Origin of the sequence: Comamonas terrigena NBRC 13299, assembly GCF_006740045.1 — a bacterium.
Classification (GTDB): Bacteria; Pseudomonadota; Gammaproteobacteria; order Burkholderiales; family Burkholderiaceae_C; genus Comamonas; species Comamonas terrigena.
The window spans coordinates 2,139,163-2,153,363 of sequence record NZ_AP019749.1 but is presented as its reverse complement, the minus strand read 5'-3'; the positions used below and the strand labels follow the sequence as shown (position 1 = coordinate 2,153,363).

General features: G+C 66.4%; 10 protein-coding genes. 4 read left to right on the top strand and 6 right to left on the bottom strand.

The window, feature by feature from the left end; translation table 11 throughout:
* The first annotated feature begins 13 nt into the window (after positions 1 to 13).
* From chrA to CT3_RS09760, 4 genes are all read left to right on the top strand, one after another.
* Positions 14 to 1,276 carry a chromate efflux transporter gene (gene chrA, locus CT3_RS09775; RefSeq protein ID WP_066534369.1) on the top strand — a complete coding sequence of 421 codons (1,263 nt, stop codon included), beginning with the start codon at positions 14 to 16 and terminating at the stop codon, positions 1,274 to 1,276.
* Between the two features lie 191 nt (positions 1,277 to 1,467).
* Positions 1,468 to 1,782, top strand: a complete 315-nt coding sequence (locus CT3_RS09770) for a DUF2322 family protein (RefSeq protein WP_066535975.1) — start codon at positions 1,468 to 1,470, stop codon at positions 1,780 to 1,782.
* A 161-nt stretch (positions 1,783 to 1,943) separates the two neighbouring features.
* Complete coding sequence (locus CT3_RS09765) at positions 1,944 to 2,867, top strand: enoyl-CoA hydratase-related protein (RefSeq protein WP_083520332.1); 924 nt, start codon at positions 1,944 to 1,946, stop codon at positions 2,865 to 2,867.
* Between the two features lie 371 nt (positions 2,868 to 3,238).
* Positions 3,239 to 5,878, top strand: a complete 2,640-nt coding sequence (locus CT3_RS09760; RefSeq protein WP_066534370.1) for a sensor domain-containing protein — start codon at positions 3,239 to 3,241, stop codon at positions 5,876 to 5,878.
* Positions 5,879 to 6,023: 145 nt separating this feature from the next.
* Here CT3_RS09760 and CT3_RS09755 read toward each other — a convergent pair whose 3' ends face one another.
* The 6 genes from CT3_RS09755 to CT3_RS09730 all read right to left on the bottom strand — a co-directional run bounded on the left by CT3_RS09755 (position 6,024) and on the right by CT3_RS09730 (position 14,078).
* Positions 6,024 to 7,592 (bottom strand): acetolactate synthase large subunit, encoded by a 1,569-nt coding sequence (locus CT3_RS09755; protein WP_066534371.1) that lies wholly within the window; start codon positions 7,590 to 7,592, stop codon positions 6,024 to 6,026.
* Between the two features lie 169 nt (positions 7,593 to 7,761).
* On the bottom strand, positions 7,762 to 8,760 hold the full coding sequence (locus CT3_RS09750; RefSeq protein ID WP_066534373.1) for a Bug family tripartite tricarboxylate transporter substrate binding protein: 999 nt from the start codon (positions 8,758 to 8,760) through the stop codon (positions 7,762 to 7,764).
* Between the two features lie 150 nt (positions 8,761 to 8,910).
* A complete protein-coding gene (locus CT3_RS09745) occupies positions 8,911 to 9,270 on the bottom strand; it encodes a DUF3325 domain-containing protein (RefSeq protein ID WP_066534374.1) in 360 nt (119 codons plus the stop codon).
* Positions 9,267 to 10,976, bottom strand: a complete 1,710-nt coding sequence (locus CT3_RS09740) for a PepSY-associated TM helix domain-containing protein (RefSeq protein ID WP_066534375.1) — start codon at positions 10,974 to 10,976, stop codon at positions 9,267 to 9,269. The genes CT3_RS09745 and CT3_RS09740 overlap by 4 nt, the downstream gene beginning before the upstream one ends.
* 1 nt (position 10,977) lies before the next feature.
* The gene (locus tag CT3_RS09735) at positions 10,978 to 11,277 is read right to left on the bottom strand and encodes a hypothetical protein (RefSeq protein ID WP_066534377.1); all 300 of its coding nucleotides are present in this window, start codon (positions 11,275 to 11,277) and stop codon (positions 10,978 to 10,980) included.
* Between the two features lie 302 nt (positions 11,278 to 11,579).
* On the bottom strand, positions 11,580 to 14,078 hold the full coding sequence (locus tag CT3_RS09730; protein ID WP_066534380.1) for a TonB-dependent siderophore receptor: 2,499 nt from the start codon (positions 14,076 to 14,078) through the stop codon (positions 11,580 to 11,582).
* Positions 14,079 to 14,201: the final 123 nt, after the last annotated feature.

The following is a 14,201-nucleotide window of genomic DNA, read 5'->3' as shown; positions in this document are numbered from 1 at the left end:
TCCAGGCGATGGCATGCCATCTCCTCCCGCAGCCTCCACCTCGCGGCCGCCCGCACGCTGGCGCCAGGTGCTGGAAGTGTTCGTCGTCTTTCTGCAATTGGGCCTGACCTCGTTTGGTGGGCCAGCGGCACATCTGGGCTATTTCCGCACAGCGTTCGTGCAGCGGCGCCAATGGCTCAGCGACGCGCAATATGCAGACTTGGTGGCGTTGTGCCAGTTCCTGCCCGGCCCGGCCAGCAGCCAGGTAGGCATGGCCCTGGGCCAGTTGCGTGCCGGTGGCTGGGGCGCGCTGGCGGCCTGGCTGGGTTTCACGCTGCCCTCGGCTCTGCTGCTGATCGCCCTGGCCCTGGGCCTGTCGCACGCAGTAGGGCAGGAGGGCGCGTTCCACGGCGTGCTGCACGGACTCAAACTGGTGGCCGTGGCGGTGGTGGCCCAGGCCGTCTGGGGCATGGCCCGCAGCCTGTGCCCGGACCGGCTGCGCGCCACCCTGGCGTTCGGCGCGGCAGTGCTGACCTTGGGGCTGTCCGCCCACCTAGGCGCCAGCGTGCAACTGCTGCTGATTGCACTGGGCGCGCTGATCGGCTGGCGCTGGGTACGGCCGGCCTTGCCCGCGTCGGTGGTCACCGACCTCGCTCCCGACACTGGTATCTCCCGCCGCACCGGCGCGGCCTTGCTGCTGCTGTGCCTGCTGCTGGGTCTGGTTCTGCCGCTGCTGGCCCACGGCACCCGGTCACCGCTGTGGCAGGCCGTCAGCGTGTTCTACCAGGCTGGCGCCTTGGTGTTTGGCGGCGGCCATGTGGTGCTGCCGCTGCTGCAAGGCGGCGTGGTGCAGCCCGGCTGGCTGAGCAGCGAGCAGTTTCTGGCCGGCTACGCCGCCGCCCAGGCCGTACCGGGGCCGCTGTTCACGCTGGCGAGCTATCTGGGTGCGCTGCTGCCGCTCGGCTTGGGATCGGGGGCATGGTCGGCCTGGCTGGGTGGCCTGCTGGCCCTGGTGGCCATTTTTCTGCCCGCCGCCTTGCTGGTGCTGGGCGCGCTGCCGTTCTGGGCAGCGCTGCGCGCCCACCCTGTGGCCCAGCGCGTGCTGGCGGGGGTGAACGCCGCGGTGGTAGGCCTGCTGCTGGCGGCCCTGTACGACCCGGTGTGGACCAGCGCCATCCACAGCCGGCAGGACTGCGCATTGGCCCTGCTGTACCTGGCGCTGTTGGCCGTGGCCCGTGTGCCGCCCGTGGCGGTGGTGCTGCTGGCTGCAGGCCTGGGCTATGTCTTGGTGTCTTGAGGCCGCAGCCAGCAGCCCACCCAGCGAAGTCTCCCTCTCCGAGAGCCCCACGATCTGGTTCATGAACGGCATATACCCAGACGACCCCGGGCTTCGCCAACCGCTGCCCCACTCCGGGCCACAATAGCGGCCGCAGCCCTGGATTCCAGCGGCTGCGTTTTTCCAGACCTCTTGAATTGAAAGCCCTGACCATGGCCTTTGCCGACAACCTGCGCCAGCTGCCCGCCATCACCCACATTGCCGCCCTGCACCTGCTGGACGACAGCGGCGCCGTGGTCGCCACCATCCCCAACGCCCCGGGCAAGGCTGGTTCGGTCACCGTGTACAACGCCCTGGCGGCCAAGCACGGCAGCATCAATGTGGCAGCGGCCGAAGAAGGCCTGCAGATCTTTGCCGAGCACACCGAAGACGCCAAGGCCCGCCCCGGCGCGCACCCCAATATCGACCGCCTGCTCGAGGTGATTGCCACCGGCAAGGGCTTCACCGTGCAGATCGACCCGGCCTGATTGCGCAGCAGACAGGCTGCTGCCAGCCTGTCGCCCACGCGCCTGCCGGAGGGCCGCAACCGGCAGGCGCGTCTTCCGCACCACAGCGGTTGGCACGGCCGGTGCACATCCGGTGTTTACGCCAGTGGTGTACTGCCGCAGCGCCGCCTAGAGTGCAGCGCATGACCACATCGACCGCCTCCAACACCGCAGCAACCGCCGCAGCCGGCGCCACTGCCTCACCCCTTCCCGCTCTCCGCCACTTTCGCTGGACGCTGCAGGACCATATTGCCCACCTGCAGCTCAACTGCCCGGACAGCCTCAACACCATGAGCCCCGGCTTCTGGCGCGAGCTGGATGCCGTGCTCCACCACCTGCAACACAGCCCGGAAGCCCAAACGGCCCGCGCCCTGGTCATCAGCAGCACCGGCAAGCACTTCTCGGCCGGCATGGCCCTGGAGACCTTTGCCAACCCCGGCTTCGCCCCGGACGACCGCACACCCGAAGGCCGCGCCGCACTCGCCGAAATGCTGTGGGACATGCAGGCCACACTCACCCGCATTGAAGAGCTGCGCCTGCCGGTGATTGCCGTGCTGCAAGGCGGCGTCATTGGCGGCGCGCTGGACATGGTGGCCTGTGCCTGCATCCGCTACGCCACACACGATGCCTTCTTCTGCGTACAGGAAATCAACATCGGCATGGTGGCCGACATCGGCAGCCTGCAGCGCTTGCCCAAGCTGCTGCCCATGGGGCTTGTCAAGGAGCTGGCCTACACCGGTCGCCGCTGGCCCGCAGCCCAGGCCCTGCAACAGGGCTTTGTCAATGCCGTGCTCGACACCCCTGACGCCGCACTGCAAGCCGCCATGGCCTGCGCCCGGGAGATTGCCCGGCACCCACCCGTGACCATCTGGGGCACCAAGCAGGCCCTGCATTACGCACGCGACCACAGCGTGCAGGACAGCCTGCGCCAGATGGGCTGGCTGCAGTCCGGCATCTGGAGCAACCGCCATGTGATGGAAGCCCTCCAGGCCGGCCAGCAAAAGCGTGCGGGAAGCTTTCCGGAAACCGGCGGGTACCGGCAGTTTGGAGCGCTGGAAACAGAATAGACCCATATCAGCGTCGGCACACTGCGCGCCGCGCACGGCACTCACTGGAGCGATCCTCACACGCCAAAGGTATCCAGAGCAAATCCCGGAGAGTCCGGGATTTTTTATGCTGTCCACAGTGCCCATGTCTCCCCATAGCCTGGCCGGATGGAGCACTGCCTGAGAAGGCCGATCAGAGTCATATGCATTCCACATCCTGCGGTCTGTGCCGCGCACAGGCTATGGGGCTCTTCACGTAGATACCCGTTTCCTATCCATGGCTAAATGGTATTTGCTGCTCTGACAACCCTCCTAACATGAATGCCCACTTACGCGGAGTTCGTGCATGTGGCGTGTGTTGTCGGCACCAGAAGGTTCGGTCGGAGGAGCGCATGAAAGGTGAAACCCCATTGGATGACTTTCCTCGCAATCTGGGCGCGGAGCAGTTGATGGCACTCGACAGGGTCATGGCCATTGCAGAGTTCGAGCTCGATGGCACGCTGCGCCATGCCAATGCCAATTACCTGCAGCTGTTTGGCCTGTCGCATGACATGGCGCGGGGCAGAAAGCACCGCAGCTTCTGCCCGCAAGCCCTGCTCAACAGCGGACGCTACAGCACCATCTGGTCGAATCTGTGTGCCGGAAACCCCTTCTCCGGTCCCGTGGAGCGCATACGCGACGATGGCCGCAGTTGCTGGCTGGACGCCACTTATTCCCCCGTATTCAACGCACAGGGTCAGGTGCAGCATATTCTCAAGATTGCGACCGACATCACGGACCGCTACGTCAAAGAGCAGGCACAGCAGGAGCATCTCACGCGGTTGACGCTGATCGCGGACACCTCGGATGCGGCTTTGATCATCAGCGACAAGGACTCCCGCATCCTGCATGTGAACCGCGGTTTCACCCGTCTGTTTGGCTGGCAGAACGAAGAAGCGCTGGGAAAGGCCCCCATCGGCCTGCTGGCACCGCACCTGCCGCCCGAATTTTCAGAAAACTACCACGGCGCATTGCGTGCCGGGACGTCCGTGGAGCGGGAAGAAATTGTGGTGGGCAAAAGCGGTCAGCGCTACTGGGTCAAGGTCATCAGCAACCCCATCCAGGATGCGCAGGGTGCATGGATATACACCGTCTCCATGCTCACGGACATCACCCGCTCCAAGATGCACGAGGCGTTGCAGCACCGCGTCCTGGAGGCCTTGGCACGCGAGCGTCCGTTGACGGAGGTTCTGGAACTGGTCTGCCAGGAAGTCGAGCGGATTGCGCCGGAAGTGACGGCCTCGGTTCTGGAAGTGGACGCCCAGGGACTGCTGCACCCCTTGGCGGGCGCGAGCTTGCCCCAATCGTATTCGCAGCTTCTGGACGGACAGTCCATCGGTCCTGCCGCCGGCTCCTGCGGCACGGCGGCCTGGCGCAATGCACCGGTCATCGTGGACCACATCGCCCAGGACCCGCTCTGGAAGGAGTACCGGCATCTGGTGCTGCCGCTGGGCTACCAGGCCTGCTGGTCGACGCCTATCCGCAACAGCCAGCACCAGCCCATTGGCACGTTTGCCTTCTATTTTCGGGAACCACGGGCCGAGGCTTCGCAGGACTTTCACCAGAAGCTGATCGACGCCTGTACGCATTTGTGCGCCCTGGCACTGGAGCGCGAATCGGACCGGCACCGCATTCGCCAGCTGGCGTTCTACGATGGGCTGACTGGCATGCCCAACCGGGCCTTGCTGCGCGCCAAGGCAGACCAGGCCATCGCCTCGGCTGCGCGCAACCACGAGCAACTGGCCGTGCTGTTTATTGACCTGGACCGCTTCAAGCAGGTGAACGACTCCCTGGGCCATGGAGCCGGTGACGAGTTGCTGCGCACCATGGCGGCCCGGTTGCAACAGGTGCTGCGCGCCAACGACATCGTCGGTCGCCTGTCCGGCGATGAATTTGCCGCAGTGCTGACGCAATGCGATGCGGACCATGCCACCAGCACGATCGAGCGCCTGCAGGTGCTGCTGGCAGAACCGCTGACCATCAAGAAAACCAGCCTGACCATCTCTGCCAGCATCGGAATTTCCCTCTTTCCCGCCGATGGACAGGATCTGGAGACACTGCTGCAGCATGCCGACATGGCCATGTACCAAGCCAAAAGCACGGGCAGGGGCAGGTTCTGTTTTTTCAGCCACGAAATGAACCGTGTGGCACAGCAGAAGCTGATGCTGGAGATGGAACTGCGCAGCGCCCTGCAAGGCCGGCAACTGCGCCTGCGGTTGCAGTACCAGCCGCAAATCGATCTGGCGACCGGCGAACTCTACGGCGTGGAGGCACTCGCGCGCTGGACGCATGCGGAGATCGGCGAAATTCCTCCTGCGCAGTTCATCGCGCTGGCACAGGAACACGGTCTGACGGCCGAGCTGGGCCGCTGGGCCCTGGATGAAGCCTGTCGCCAGCTGGCGCAATGGCGCCGGGAAGGCGTCGGCGTGCCGGCTGTGTCGGTCAATCTCTCGCCGACGGATTTTCAGCACCTCGATCTGGCACAGATGACTGCCGATACGCTGCACCGCCATGGCCTGCAACCGCAGGACCTCACCCTGGAACTGACGGAAAGCATTCTGCAGGATGCCAACCCCGCCACGCTGAAAACACTGCACGACATCCACAGGCAGGGGGTGCGGCTTTCCATGAAGGACTTTGGCGCCGGATATTCCAGCCTGAGCTACCTGCGCCGCCTGCCCGTCAGCGAACTGAAACTGGACCCCAGCTTTGTTGCCGACCTGCAGCATGACGAAGCGGCACGCTCGCTGAGCAGCGCCATTTTGGGCGTGGGCAAAAGCCTGCACCTGTCTGTGGTGGCGGAAGGGGTGGAAACCGATGCGCAGCGCAACCTGCTCAAGGACCTGGGCTATCCGGCAGCCCAGGGGTTTCTGTTTGCAAAGCCCCTCCATCCATCGGAGCTTCCTGGTTGGCTTGCCTGCAACCTGCAGAGCCGCGCACCGGCTGCTGGCCGTGTGCCCACCCCTGGGGGTTGCGAATTCATCGGCCCTTGACGAATTCCGGGCGAGCCCGCCAGGCGGTTCCCGGCCTCCGGGCTGACCCCAAGGGTTGAGAGATCGCCTTATGCGAGGCGGCTCCAGGCGCGAGCCGCCGGCCCTAGGCACTGCCGCCGTCTTCCAGACGACAGCCCCCTCCAGCTTAGATCACGGCCTCAATCAGGAACGGGCCGTTTTCCGCCAGCCCGGCCTGCAGGGCCTTCCTGAATTCTTCGACCGTCTCGCAGCGCACCGCCGGCACACCCATGGATTCGGCCAGCTGGGTCCAGCGGATGGCGGGCTGGTCCAGCGTCAGCATGCGCTGTGCGTTCTCACCGGGGGTTTGGGTGCCCACGGCCTTCATCTCGCCATGCAGGATGGCATAGCTGCGGTTGGCGTAGATGATGGTCAGGCACTTGAGCTTTTCACGCGCCTGGGTCCACAGGCCCTGGCAGGTGTACATGGCGCTGCCGTCGGCCTGGAAAGCCACCACTTGGCGGCTGGGTGCGCCAATGGCCGCCCCCACCGCCGTGGGGATGCCCTGGCCGATGGCGCCACCGGTGATCACCAGCCAGTCATGGGGCACGGCCTGCATGTTGTGCGCCGCAATGTCGCGGCCGGAGGTGATGGATTCATCCACCACGATGGCGCCTTCAGGCAAGGCCTGCAGCGCCACCAGATTGACAGCGCTGGCGGTCAGCGGCCCGCTGGTGGGCGCATGGATGTGACCGGCAGCCTGCACGGCCAATGGCGCCTTGCGGTCCACGCCCAGCGCAGTGGCCAGCGCCTGCAGCGCCAGCAGCACATCCTCTTCCGGGCTGCACGCCGTGTGGATGGCACAGCCCGCCGGCGCCAGCGTGCTGGGCTTGCCGGGGTAGGCAAAGAAGGCCACCGGCTGGGGCGCGCCCAGCAACACCAGTTGTTGCACTTCGGCCAGGGCCTGCAGACCGGCATCCACCACATAGGGCAGGCGCTCCACCGCCACGGCGCCGCGGCCGCGCTGCATGCGGCGAAATGCCGTGGGCGTCATCAACCGCGCGCCGGTGGCCTGGGCAATGCGGCCGGCAATCTGCAGCGCTTCGGGCTCCAGCGCCTGTGGCCCCAGGAACAGCACCACTTGCTCTTCAGCCTGGATGGCGCGCAGCATGGCACGGGCCACATGTTCGATGTGCTGCACATCCGGTGCGGGTGCAGCCAGCAGGCGAGCCTGTACCGGCCGGGTGTCCTTGGGCAGCTCGCCCCAGGCACAGTCGGCCGGCAGGATCAGCGTGGCCACCTGGCCGGGCTTGCGCAGTGCCTCGCCCACGGCGCGGGCCGTGTCCTTGCCCACCGCCTGCGGCGCTGCAATGCGGTGCACCCAGTGCGACATAGGGCGTGCCAGCGATTCGATGTCGGAGGTCAGCGGCGCATCGTACTGCTGGTGGTAGGTGGCATGTTCGCCCACCACATTGACGATGGGCGAACGTGCACGGCGCGCGTTGTGCAGATTGGCCAGGCCATTGGCCAGGCCCGGGCCCAGGTGCAGCAGCGTGGCAGCCGGCTTGCCGGTGATGCGCGCGTAGCCGTCGGCTGCGCCGGTGACCACGCCTTCAAACAGACCGAGCACGCAGCGCATCTGCGGCTTGCGGTCCAGCGCGGCCACAAAGTGCATTTCCGACGTACCGGGGTTGGCAAAGCACACATCCACCCCGTTGGCCAGCAAGGTGTCACACAGCTGATCGGCACCGTTCATCTTTTGTTTCCTTTCAAATCCATAGCTGCTTGCGCACATGCAGCAAGCGCGGGAGGACATTCCTCCAATGCCTGAAGCGTGCCTGGGGACAGACTAGTCCGTCTGTCGCCCGGGCGTCAATGGCCCGCGCAGCTGGCGCACGGCGGCATCTCGGAACATGTGCGCACGCTCAGTTCTGGATGCTGATCTGGTTGTCCTTGACCACCTTGCTCCAGCGCGCGCGCTCAGCCACCTGGAACTTCAGGTAATCCGCCCCCTGCAGCCCGCCCGGCTCGGCACCGATGGCCTTGAGCTTGTGGATGTAATCCGGGTGCTGAAAGATCCTGGCCGATGCGGCCACCAGCCGCTGCAGCGCCTCGGGCGGCAGGCCCTTGGGTCCGGCAATGCCGAACCACGAATAAATGGGGTCTTTCAGAATCCCAGTTTCCAGCACGCTGGGCACCTGGGAAATGTCAGCCACGCGCTGCTGCGAAGTCACCACCAGTGCCCGCACCTTGCTGCCGTCCTTGACATGGGGCAGCGAGGACGAGAGGTTGTCGAACACCGCATCCACCTGCCCGCCGATCAGTGCCGGGATCGATTCCGCGCTGCCCTTGAACGGCACATGGGTCCACTGGAAGTCGCCCTGCGAAGCCAGGTACGCCCCGCTCAGGTGCAGCGACGAGCCAATCCCGGGCGATGCATAGTTCAGCTTTCCCGGGTTGCTTTTCGCATAGGCCACCAGCTCCTGCAGCGTCTTGAAAGGCGAGTCTTTTTTCACCAGCAGGATATTGGGCTGCTTGGTCTGCAGACCGATGTGCTCGAAACTGCCCACCGGATCGAAGCCCAGGGCCGGATAGACGAACTGGTTGATGCTCTGGGTGCCGATGGACACCTGGCCCAGCGTGTACCCATCGGCCGGCGACTTGGCCAGCACACCCACCCCCAGATTGGCACCGGCGCCGGGCCGGTTTTCCACCACCACGGGCTGGCCCAGTTCTTTGGACAGAAAGTCGGCATACAGGCGCCCGGCAATATCGGCGCTGCCGCCGGCCGGCCAGGGCACGATGAATTTGATGGGCCGGTTCGGATACGCCCCTTGTGCCCAAGCCGCCAGAGGCCCGGACGCAACCGTCGCCCCGCAGGCCGCCAAGGCCCAGCCCAGAACTCCACGCCGAGATTGCTTCATGCACTTGCCTCCTCCAGATGGATGAGAAGCCAGTGTAGAAAGCGGGCGCTGCGCTTTCAGGCGTGCATACCCTAGCCGGCAGTCGCCAGGATTACAGACGGTATAGCCACCGCTGCGGCCCTGGCTGCAGCTTTTTACGCGTTGACACCTTCACGCCGCCCATCCACCGCACCCGAGCCACACCGCCAGCGCCACAGGTGCCGCCAACAGGGCCAGCCAGGCCACGGTGCGCGGGGACACGCTCAGCCCCCAGGCCACCGTCAAAGCGCCGGCTGACAGGCAGCCCAACCAGGCCACCGTCCCCACCGTGCCGCCCCAGGCTTGCACACAAGGCACCACGGCAGCTGCCAGCAGCAACACCCCCGCCACCTGCAGCAGCACGGCACGCCGGCGGGACAACTCTCCGTCGCCGTGGAGCTGCCCGTGGTGGCGGTCGATCGCCAGCGCCAGTGCCGCCATGCCGGCCAGCGCAAGCGCCCAGGACAGAAGAAAAGCCAGTCCGGTATTCATGCGGCCTCCTTGGCACGGGTAGCCGATGCAGGTACGGACACGTCAGCCGCGGCAACGCCCCCCCCTGCCGCCTTGCGAGTTGTGGCGACCGGCCGGTGCTGGGTGCGCCTGCGCAGTGCCAGCAGGGCCACACCACCACAGGCCAGTGCCACCAGCTCCACGCCCATGCTTTCCCAGTCTGCGCGCAGGAACTGGGCCCACAGCTGGTCGCCCACCGTCATCCAGTTCAGCAGCGGCAGCAGCAGACACAGCGCGGCCAGCGCGCCCAATTGCTCGTTCCAGGCCCTGGCGGGCGGGCGGTACAGCGCGTGCACCAGCGCCAGCAGCCACAGGCCAAAGAACGTGGCCAGTTCCCAGTCATGGCGGTGGGCCAGCTCCACGGGCACCAGCCGGTTCGCCCACAGGTAGCCGATGCAGGCCAGCGCCAGCCCGGCAATGGCCGCCACATTCAGGCCTTCAATCAGCCCATACACGCGGGCGGTGGCGCGGCCAAACTCGCCCAGGTGCTTGGTACGGCGCTTGACCATGAACAGCACGGCGCCGGTGGCCACCATGGCGCTGCCCGCCAGGCCACACAGAAAGTACAGCCACTTGAGCGCCAGCCCCCCAAACTCCACCCGGTGCAGGCCGCCCAGCACCGACTGCGCCAGCGAAGCACCGCCACCGTCCACCCCACCGGGCAGCCGCACCTGCAGCACCTCGCCCGTCGCGGCCGAGAACATCACCATGCCGCTGGTGGCACTCAGGCGCTGGCGCATGCTGTCCTCCTGGTTCCAGCCATACACGCCAATGCGCGCTGCGGCATCGCCCGGATGGCTGATCACCACGGCCCGCACCGGCTGGCCCATCAGTTGCTGGCCGCGCAGGGCAAACGGCTCCAGATCGGGTACCGCCATGGCCTGGCCGGAACGTGGGGGCTTGCCCCCCTCCTCCAGCGCCGCCATGTGCGCCCGCACCCCCTCACTGCCCGCCCCGTAGAAGGTCACCACGCCGGCCGGCATGAAGCTCAGACCCGAAATCACGATCCCGGTATAGGCAATCATCAGTTGGAACGGCAGCGTCAGCACGCCTGTGGCGTTGTGCGCATCCAGCCAGCTGCGCTGACCTTTGCGGGGGCGAAAGGTGAAGAAATCCTGAAAAATGCGCCGGTGCGTGATGACCCCGCTGACCAGCGCCACCAGCATCACCATGGCCGCAATGCCCACGGCCCACAGCCCCGCCCTGCCAGCGTGCAGCTGGTAATGGAAGTCCACAAAATGGTGCCCGCCCAGGGTGTCACGGGCCGTGCGCGCGACGGCACCCAGCGGCTCCCCGGTGGCAGGGTTCAGCCTGGCCTCTGCATAAGCACGCGCGGCATCGAACCAGTACACGTTCAGGCGCCCTGCGCCCTCGGCATCGGCCGGCCACAGTTCCCACATCTCCGCGTCGGGATGGTGCTGTTCCATATAGGCCAGCCCCCAGGCCAGGCGCTGGGACAGGTTGCCCCCGGCTTCAGCCGCCGGATCCGCCGCCTGCGCGGCCTCCTCAGCGTGGTGCTCGGGGGTCATCCAGTGGGTGATCGGCTCCTCGAACACGGCCAGCGTGCCGGTCAGAAACACCGCGAACAGCAGCCATGACACCCACAGCCCGCACCAGGTGTGCAGCCAGGCCTGGGCCTGGCGAAAGCTGCCACGGCCCACGCCGCTGGTAGAAGGTGATTTGGCCATCTCAGCCCCCTGTCCCGGCACGGGCGCAGACCCAGCTGACCAGCACCAGCAGTGCCACGGTGGCCAGCAGCACACCCCAGACACGGGCCAGCGACACGGGCGAGAACGCCCAGATCGCCGCCACCACATAGACAACAAAACTCCACTGTATGCCGGCCAGCACCGCTTCCGCGCGCGCCACGGGCAAAACCGCAGCCAACAGCACGGCGACGGCACTGGCTACGGCATAGCCCCCCAGCGCGGCGGCCAGCACGCGCGAGAGCATGGAAAAGCCCGGACGGGCGGTCAAAGCAAGCGACATGGCGCAGCAATCCCTCAGCGAGAAACAGACAGAAAAAACGGGGGCGCAAATACCCCCTTCTCAGGCTATGACACGCGAGATCGAAAAAAGGGCCATCTTATTGTGGCCAAGGGGGTTGTCCGGGACGGGCCTGGCCCCTGCGCGCTGGCCCGCTGGCGCCGGAACCGGCAACGCCCCCTGCCGCGCAGGCGCTTACCGCCCCATCCTGCCCAGGGAATGCCCGCACGCCCCATCGGCTGCTGAAACCAGCAAAGTACCGAGAACCACCCACAGCAGGTGATCCTGCGGCGCAGCCAGCGCGCTCAGAAGCGGTAGCGTGCCGTCAACATCACATTGCGCGGGTCGCCAAAGAAGTTCGGCCCGTTGTCCGCACCAATGCCCGAGTAATAGCTGCGGTCGAACAGGTTGTTGACATTCAGGCTCAGGTCCAGCTGGCGGCTGAGTGCATAAGCCGCGTGCAGGCCGACCAGGGCATAGCCTCCTTGGCGCACATTCCAGGTGCTGGAGATGCTGTCCTGAACATGGACCGAACCACCAACCTTCCAACGGTGCAACGCCCCCGGCAGCTGGTAGCTCGTGGCCAGCTTGAACAGATGGCGCGGCATATTGGTGGCGTAACGCGACCCGACGCTGTAGCTTCCCGTGGGGTCGTAGCCCGAGGCGGCGGCCACCCGCTCGGCCGAAGCATAGGTATAGCTGGCAGACATCTGCCAGCCACGCGCCAGCTCGCCCGCCACCTCGAACTCCACACCCCGGCTGCGCACCTTGCCCGCAGGCTGGTAGCAGGTGGTCAGCTGTCCCGTGCATGCGGAGCTGGGCAGCGCGTCGGGCAGGTTTTCCAGATCGATCTGGAACAGCGCCGCGCTGGCATTCAGGCGGCCGCCCAGGTATTCGCCCTTGATGCCCAGCTCCAGATTGCGGCCCTGCTCGGGCGCCAGCGTGCCGCCATCGGCCGTGTTGTAGCTTTGCGGATTGAAGATGCGTGTCCAGCTGCCATACACGGCATGGGTCGGGCTCAGCGCATGCACCACCCCGGCATACGGCGTGAACTTGTGGCTGGCCTTCTGGTGCGTTTCTCCATAGGGATAGTCGCCGTCGAACTGCACCTGGTTGCGCTCATACCAGTCCAGGCGCGACCCCAGGATCAGCTTGGTCGCATCGGTCACGGCCAGGCGGGTCATGCCGTAGACGCTGGTCTGCTCCATGTCGGCCTTGCGCCGCCACAGGCCGTACGCACCCACCGTGGGCAGGGACACGCTGCGCGGGTCCCAGTTCAGCGGATTGAAGGTCGCCAGGGTGAAACTGCCGTCGATGGTGGCGCCACCACCCACATCATCCCAGCGGCTGCGCCGGTGGCTGGCGCCCACCACCACATCGTGGCTGCGGCCCCAGGCGGTGACTGCGCCCGAAAGCTGGGCATCGAAGCTGCGCTGCGTGCGCTCATAGTCGTAACCGCCACCACCCAGACTGAACAGCGGCTGGCCGCCGGCGTCGATGGTGGCCGAACGCAGATAGGACCCCAGCATGTGCATCTCGCTGTCGATGGCCGATGCCGCGAACTTGGCCTTCCAGCCGTTGCCCAGGCGGTGCTCCACATCGGCGAACACCGTGGTGCTGCGTTTGTCCCAGAAAGACCAGCTGGGACTCATGCGCGTGGAACGACGGATCGGCAGAAAGCTGCCGTCGGGCATGGTGCCCAGACCGTTCCAGTCCACCCCGGGATTGTCCTCGTTGCTGTACGAAGCGCCCAGGCTCACGGTGGTGGAAGGCGCCAGATCCGCCTCCAGAATGCCGTAGGCCAGGGTGCGCCGGTTCTGGTAGTCATCAATGAAGGAATGCCGATCCTGGCGGCTGACCACGGCACGCCCGCGCAGCGTGCCGGCTTCGTTCAACGGCCCCCCCAGGTCCACCGAACCGGTGTAATCATCCCAGCTGCCGGCACTGACCGTGGCCGAACCCTGGAATTCGCGTGTCGGGCGTTTGCGCACCAAGTTGATGGAGCCGCCCGGCGTCCCCGCCCCCTCGCTCAGGCCGGCCGCGCCGCGCATGGCTTCCAGGCGGTCGTACATGGACAGCGCGCCCGTGGACAGCGCCGCCTCCTCATATTCCATGGGCAAGCCGTCGACCATCAGGTTGTTGATCTGGAAGCCGCGCGAGGAAAAACGGTAGCGCTCGCCGCCCCACTTGCTCACCGTCAGGCCGGGGGTGGCCTGCACGGCGTCGGCCAGCGACACCAGCCCCCGGTCTTCAATCTGCTGGCTGGTGACCACGGACACGGCCTGCGGGGTCTCGCGCGGCGACAGCGCCAGGGGCGTGGCGGTACGCATCCGCCGGGCGGTGTAGCTGCCAGTGCCTTCCGTGGCGTCGCTGGGCTCGGCATTCGCCGTCACGCGCACTTCGGCCAGCGTGGCCCCCTCCTGGTTGCGGCTGCGCGGCTGCGGCTGTTTTTGCAGGGTATAGCTGCCGCCAGGGCGCGGCACCAGCTCCAGGCCGCTGCCCGCCAGCAGGCGCTGCAAAGCCGCCTGGGGCGTGAAACTGCCCGCCACGCCCGGACTGCTCAGTCCCTGGGTCAATGCCGGGTCGAAAGACAGCGCCACGCCCGCTGCGGCAGCCACCTCGGCCAGCGCACGGCCCAGCGGGCCTGCGGGGATCTCGTAGCTCTGGGCAGCCATGGGCGTGGTCGCAGGCACGGGGGCCGCCGCCTGGGCCGCGCTGGCCGCCAGGGCACAGCCCAGCAAGACCAGCCGTACGGCGTGGGCAACAGGGTGGAAGACAGGGCGTGAAGCCTGAAATGCGGGCATGAAAAGCGGTCCTTGGCAAAAAAGTGAAGGGCAAAAAGCGGTTTCACTTCCCTTGCCAAGCGAGCCGAAAAAAAGTCTCAGGGGACGGGCAGATTTTTTTGTCCAGGGCGTGCAGGCCGCTGC

Bases quoted from the DNA above. Each gene is read 5' to 3' on its own strand.
- chrA (WP_066534369.1), top strand. From the start codon at position 14: ATGCCATCTCCTCCCGCAGCCTCCACCTCGCGGCCGCCCGCACGCTGG.
- CT3_RS09770 (WP_066535975.1), top strand. From the start codon at position 1,468: ATGGCCTTTGCCGACAACCTGCGCCAGCTGCCCGCCATCACCCACATT.
- CT3_RS09765 (WP_083520332.1), top strand. From the start codon at position 1,944: ATGACCACATCGACCGCCTCCAACACCGCAGCAACCGCCGCAGCCGGC.
- CT3_RS09760 (WP_066534370.1), top strand. From the start codon at position 3,239: ATGAAAGGTGAAACCCCATTGGATGACTTTCCTCGCAATCTGGGCGCG.
- CT3_RS09755 (WP_066534371.1), bottom strand. From the start codon at position 7,592: ATGAACGGTGCCGATCAGCTGTGTGACACCTTGCTGGCCAACGGGGTG.
- CT3_RS09750 (WP_066534373.1), bottom strand. From the start codon at position 8,760: ATGAAGCAATCTCGGCGTGGAGTTCTGGGCTGGGCCTTGGCGGCCTGC.
- CT3_RS09745 (WP_066534374.1), bottom strand. From the start codon at position 9,270: ATGAATACCGGACTGGCTTTTCTTCTGTCCTGGGCGCTTGCGCTGGCC.
- CT3_RS09740 (WP_066534375.1), bottom strand. From the start codon at position 10,976: ATGGCCAAATCACCTTCTACCAGCGGCGTGGGCCGTGGCAGCTTTCGC.
- CT3_RS09735 (WP_066534377.1), bottom strand. From the start codon at position 11,277: ATGTCGCTTGCTTTGACCGCCCGTCCGGGCTTTTCCATGCTCTCGCGC.
- CT3_RS09730 (WP_066534380.1), bottom strand. From the start codon at position 14,078: ATGCCCGCATTTCAGGCTTCACGCCCTGTCTTCCACCCTGTTGCCCAC.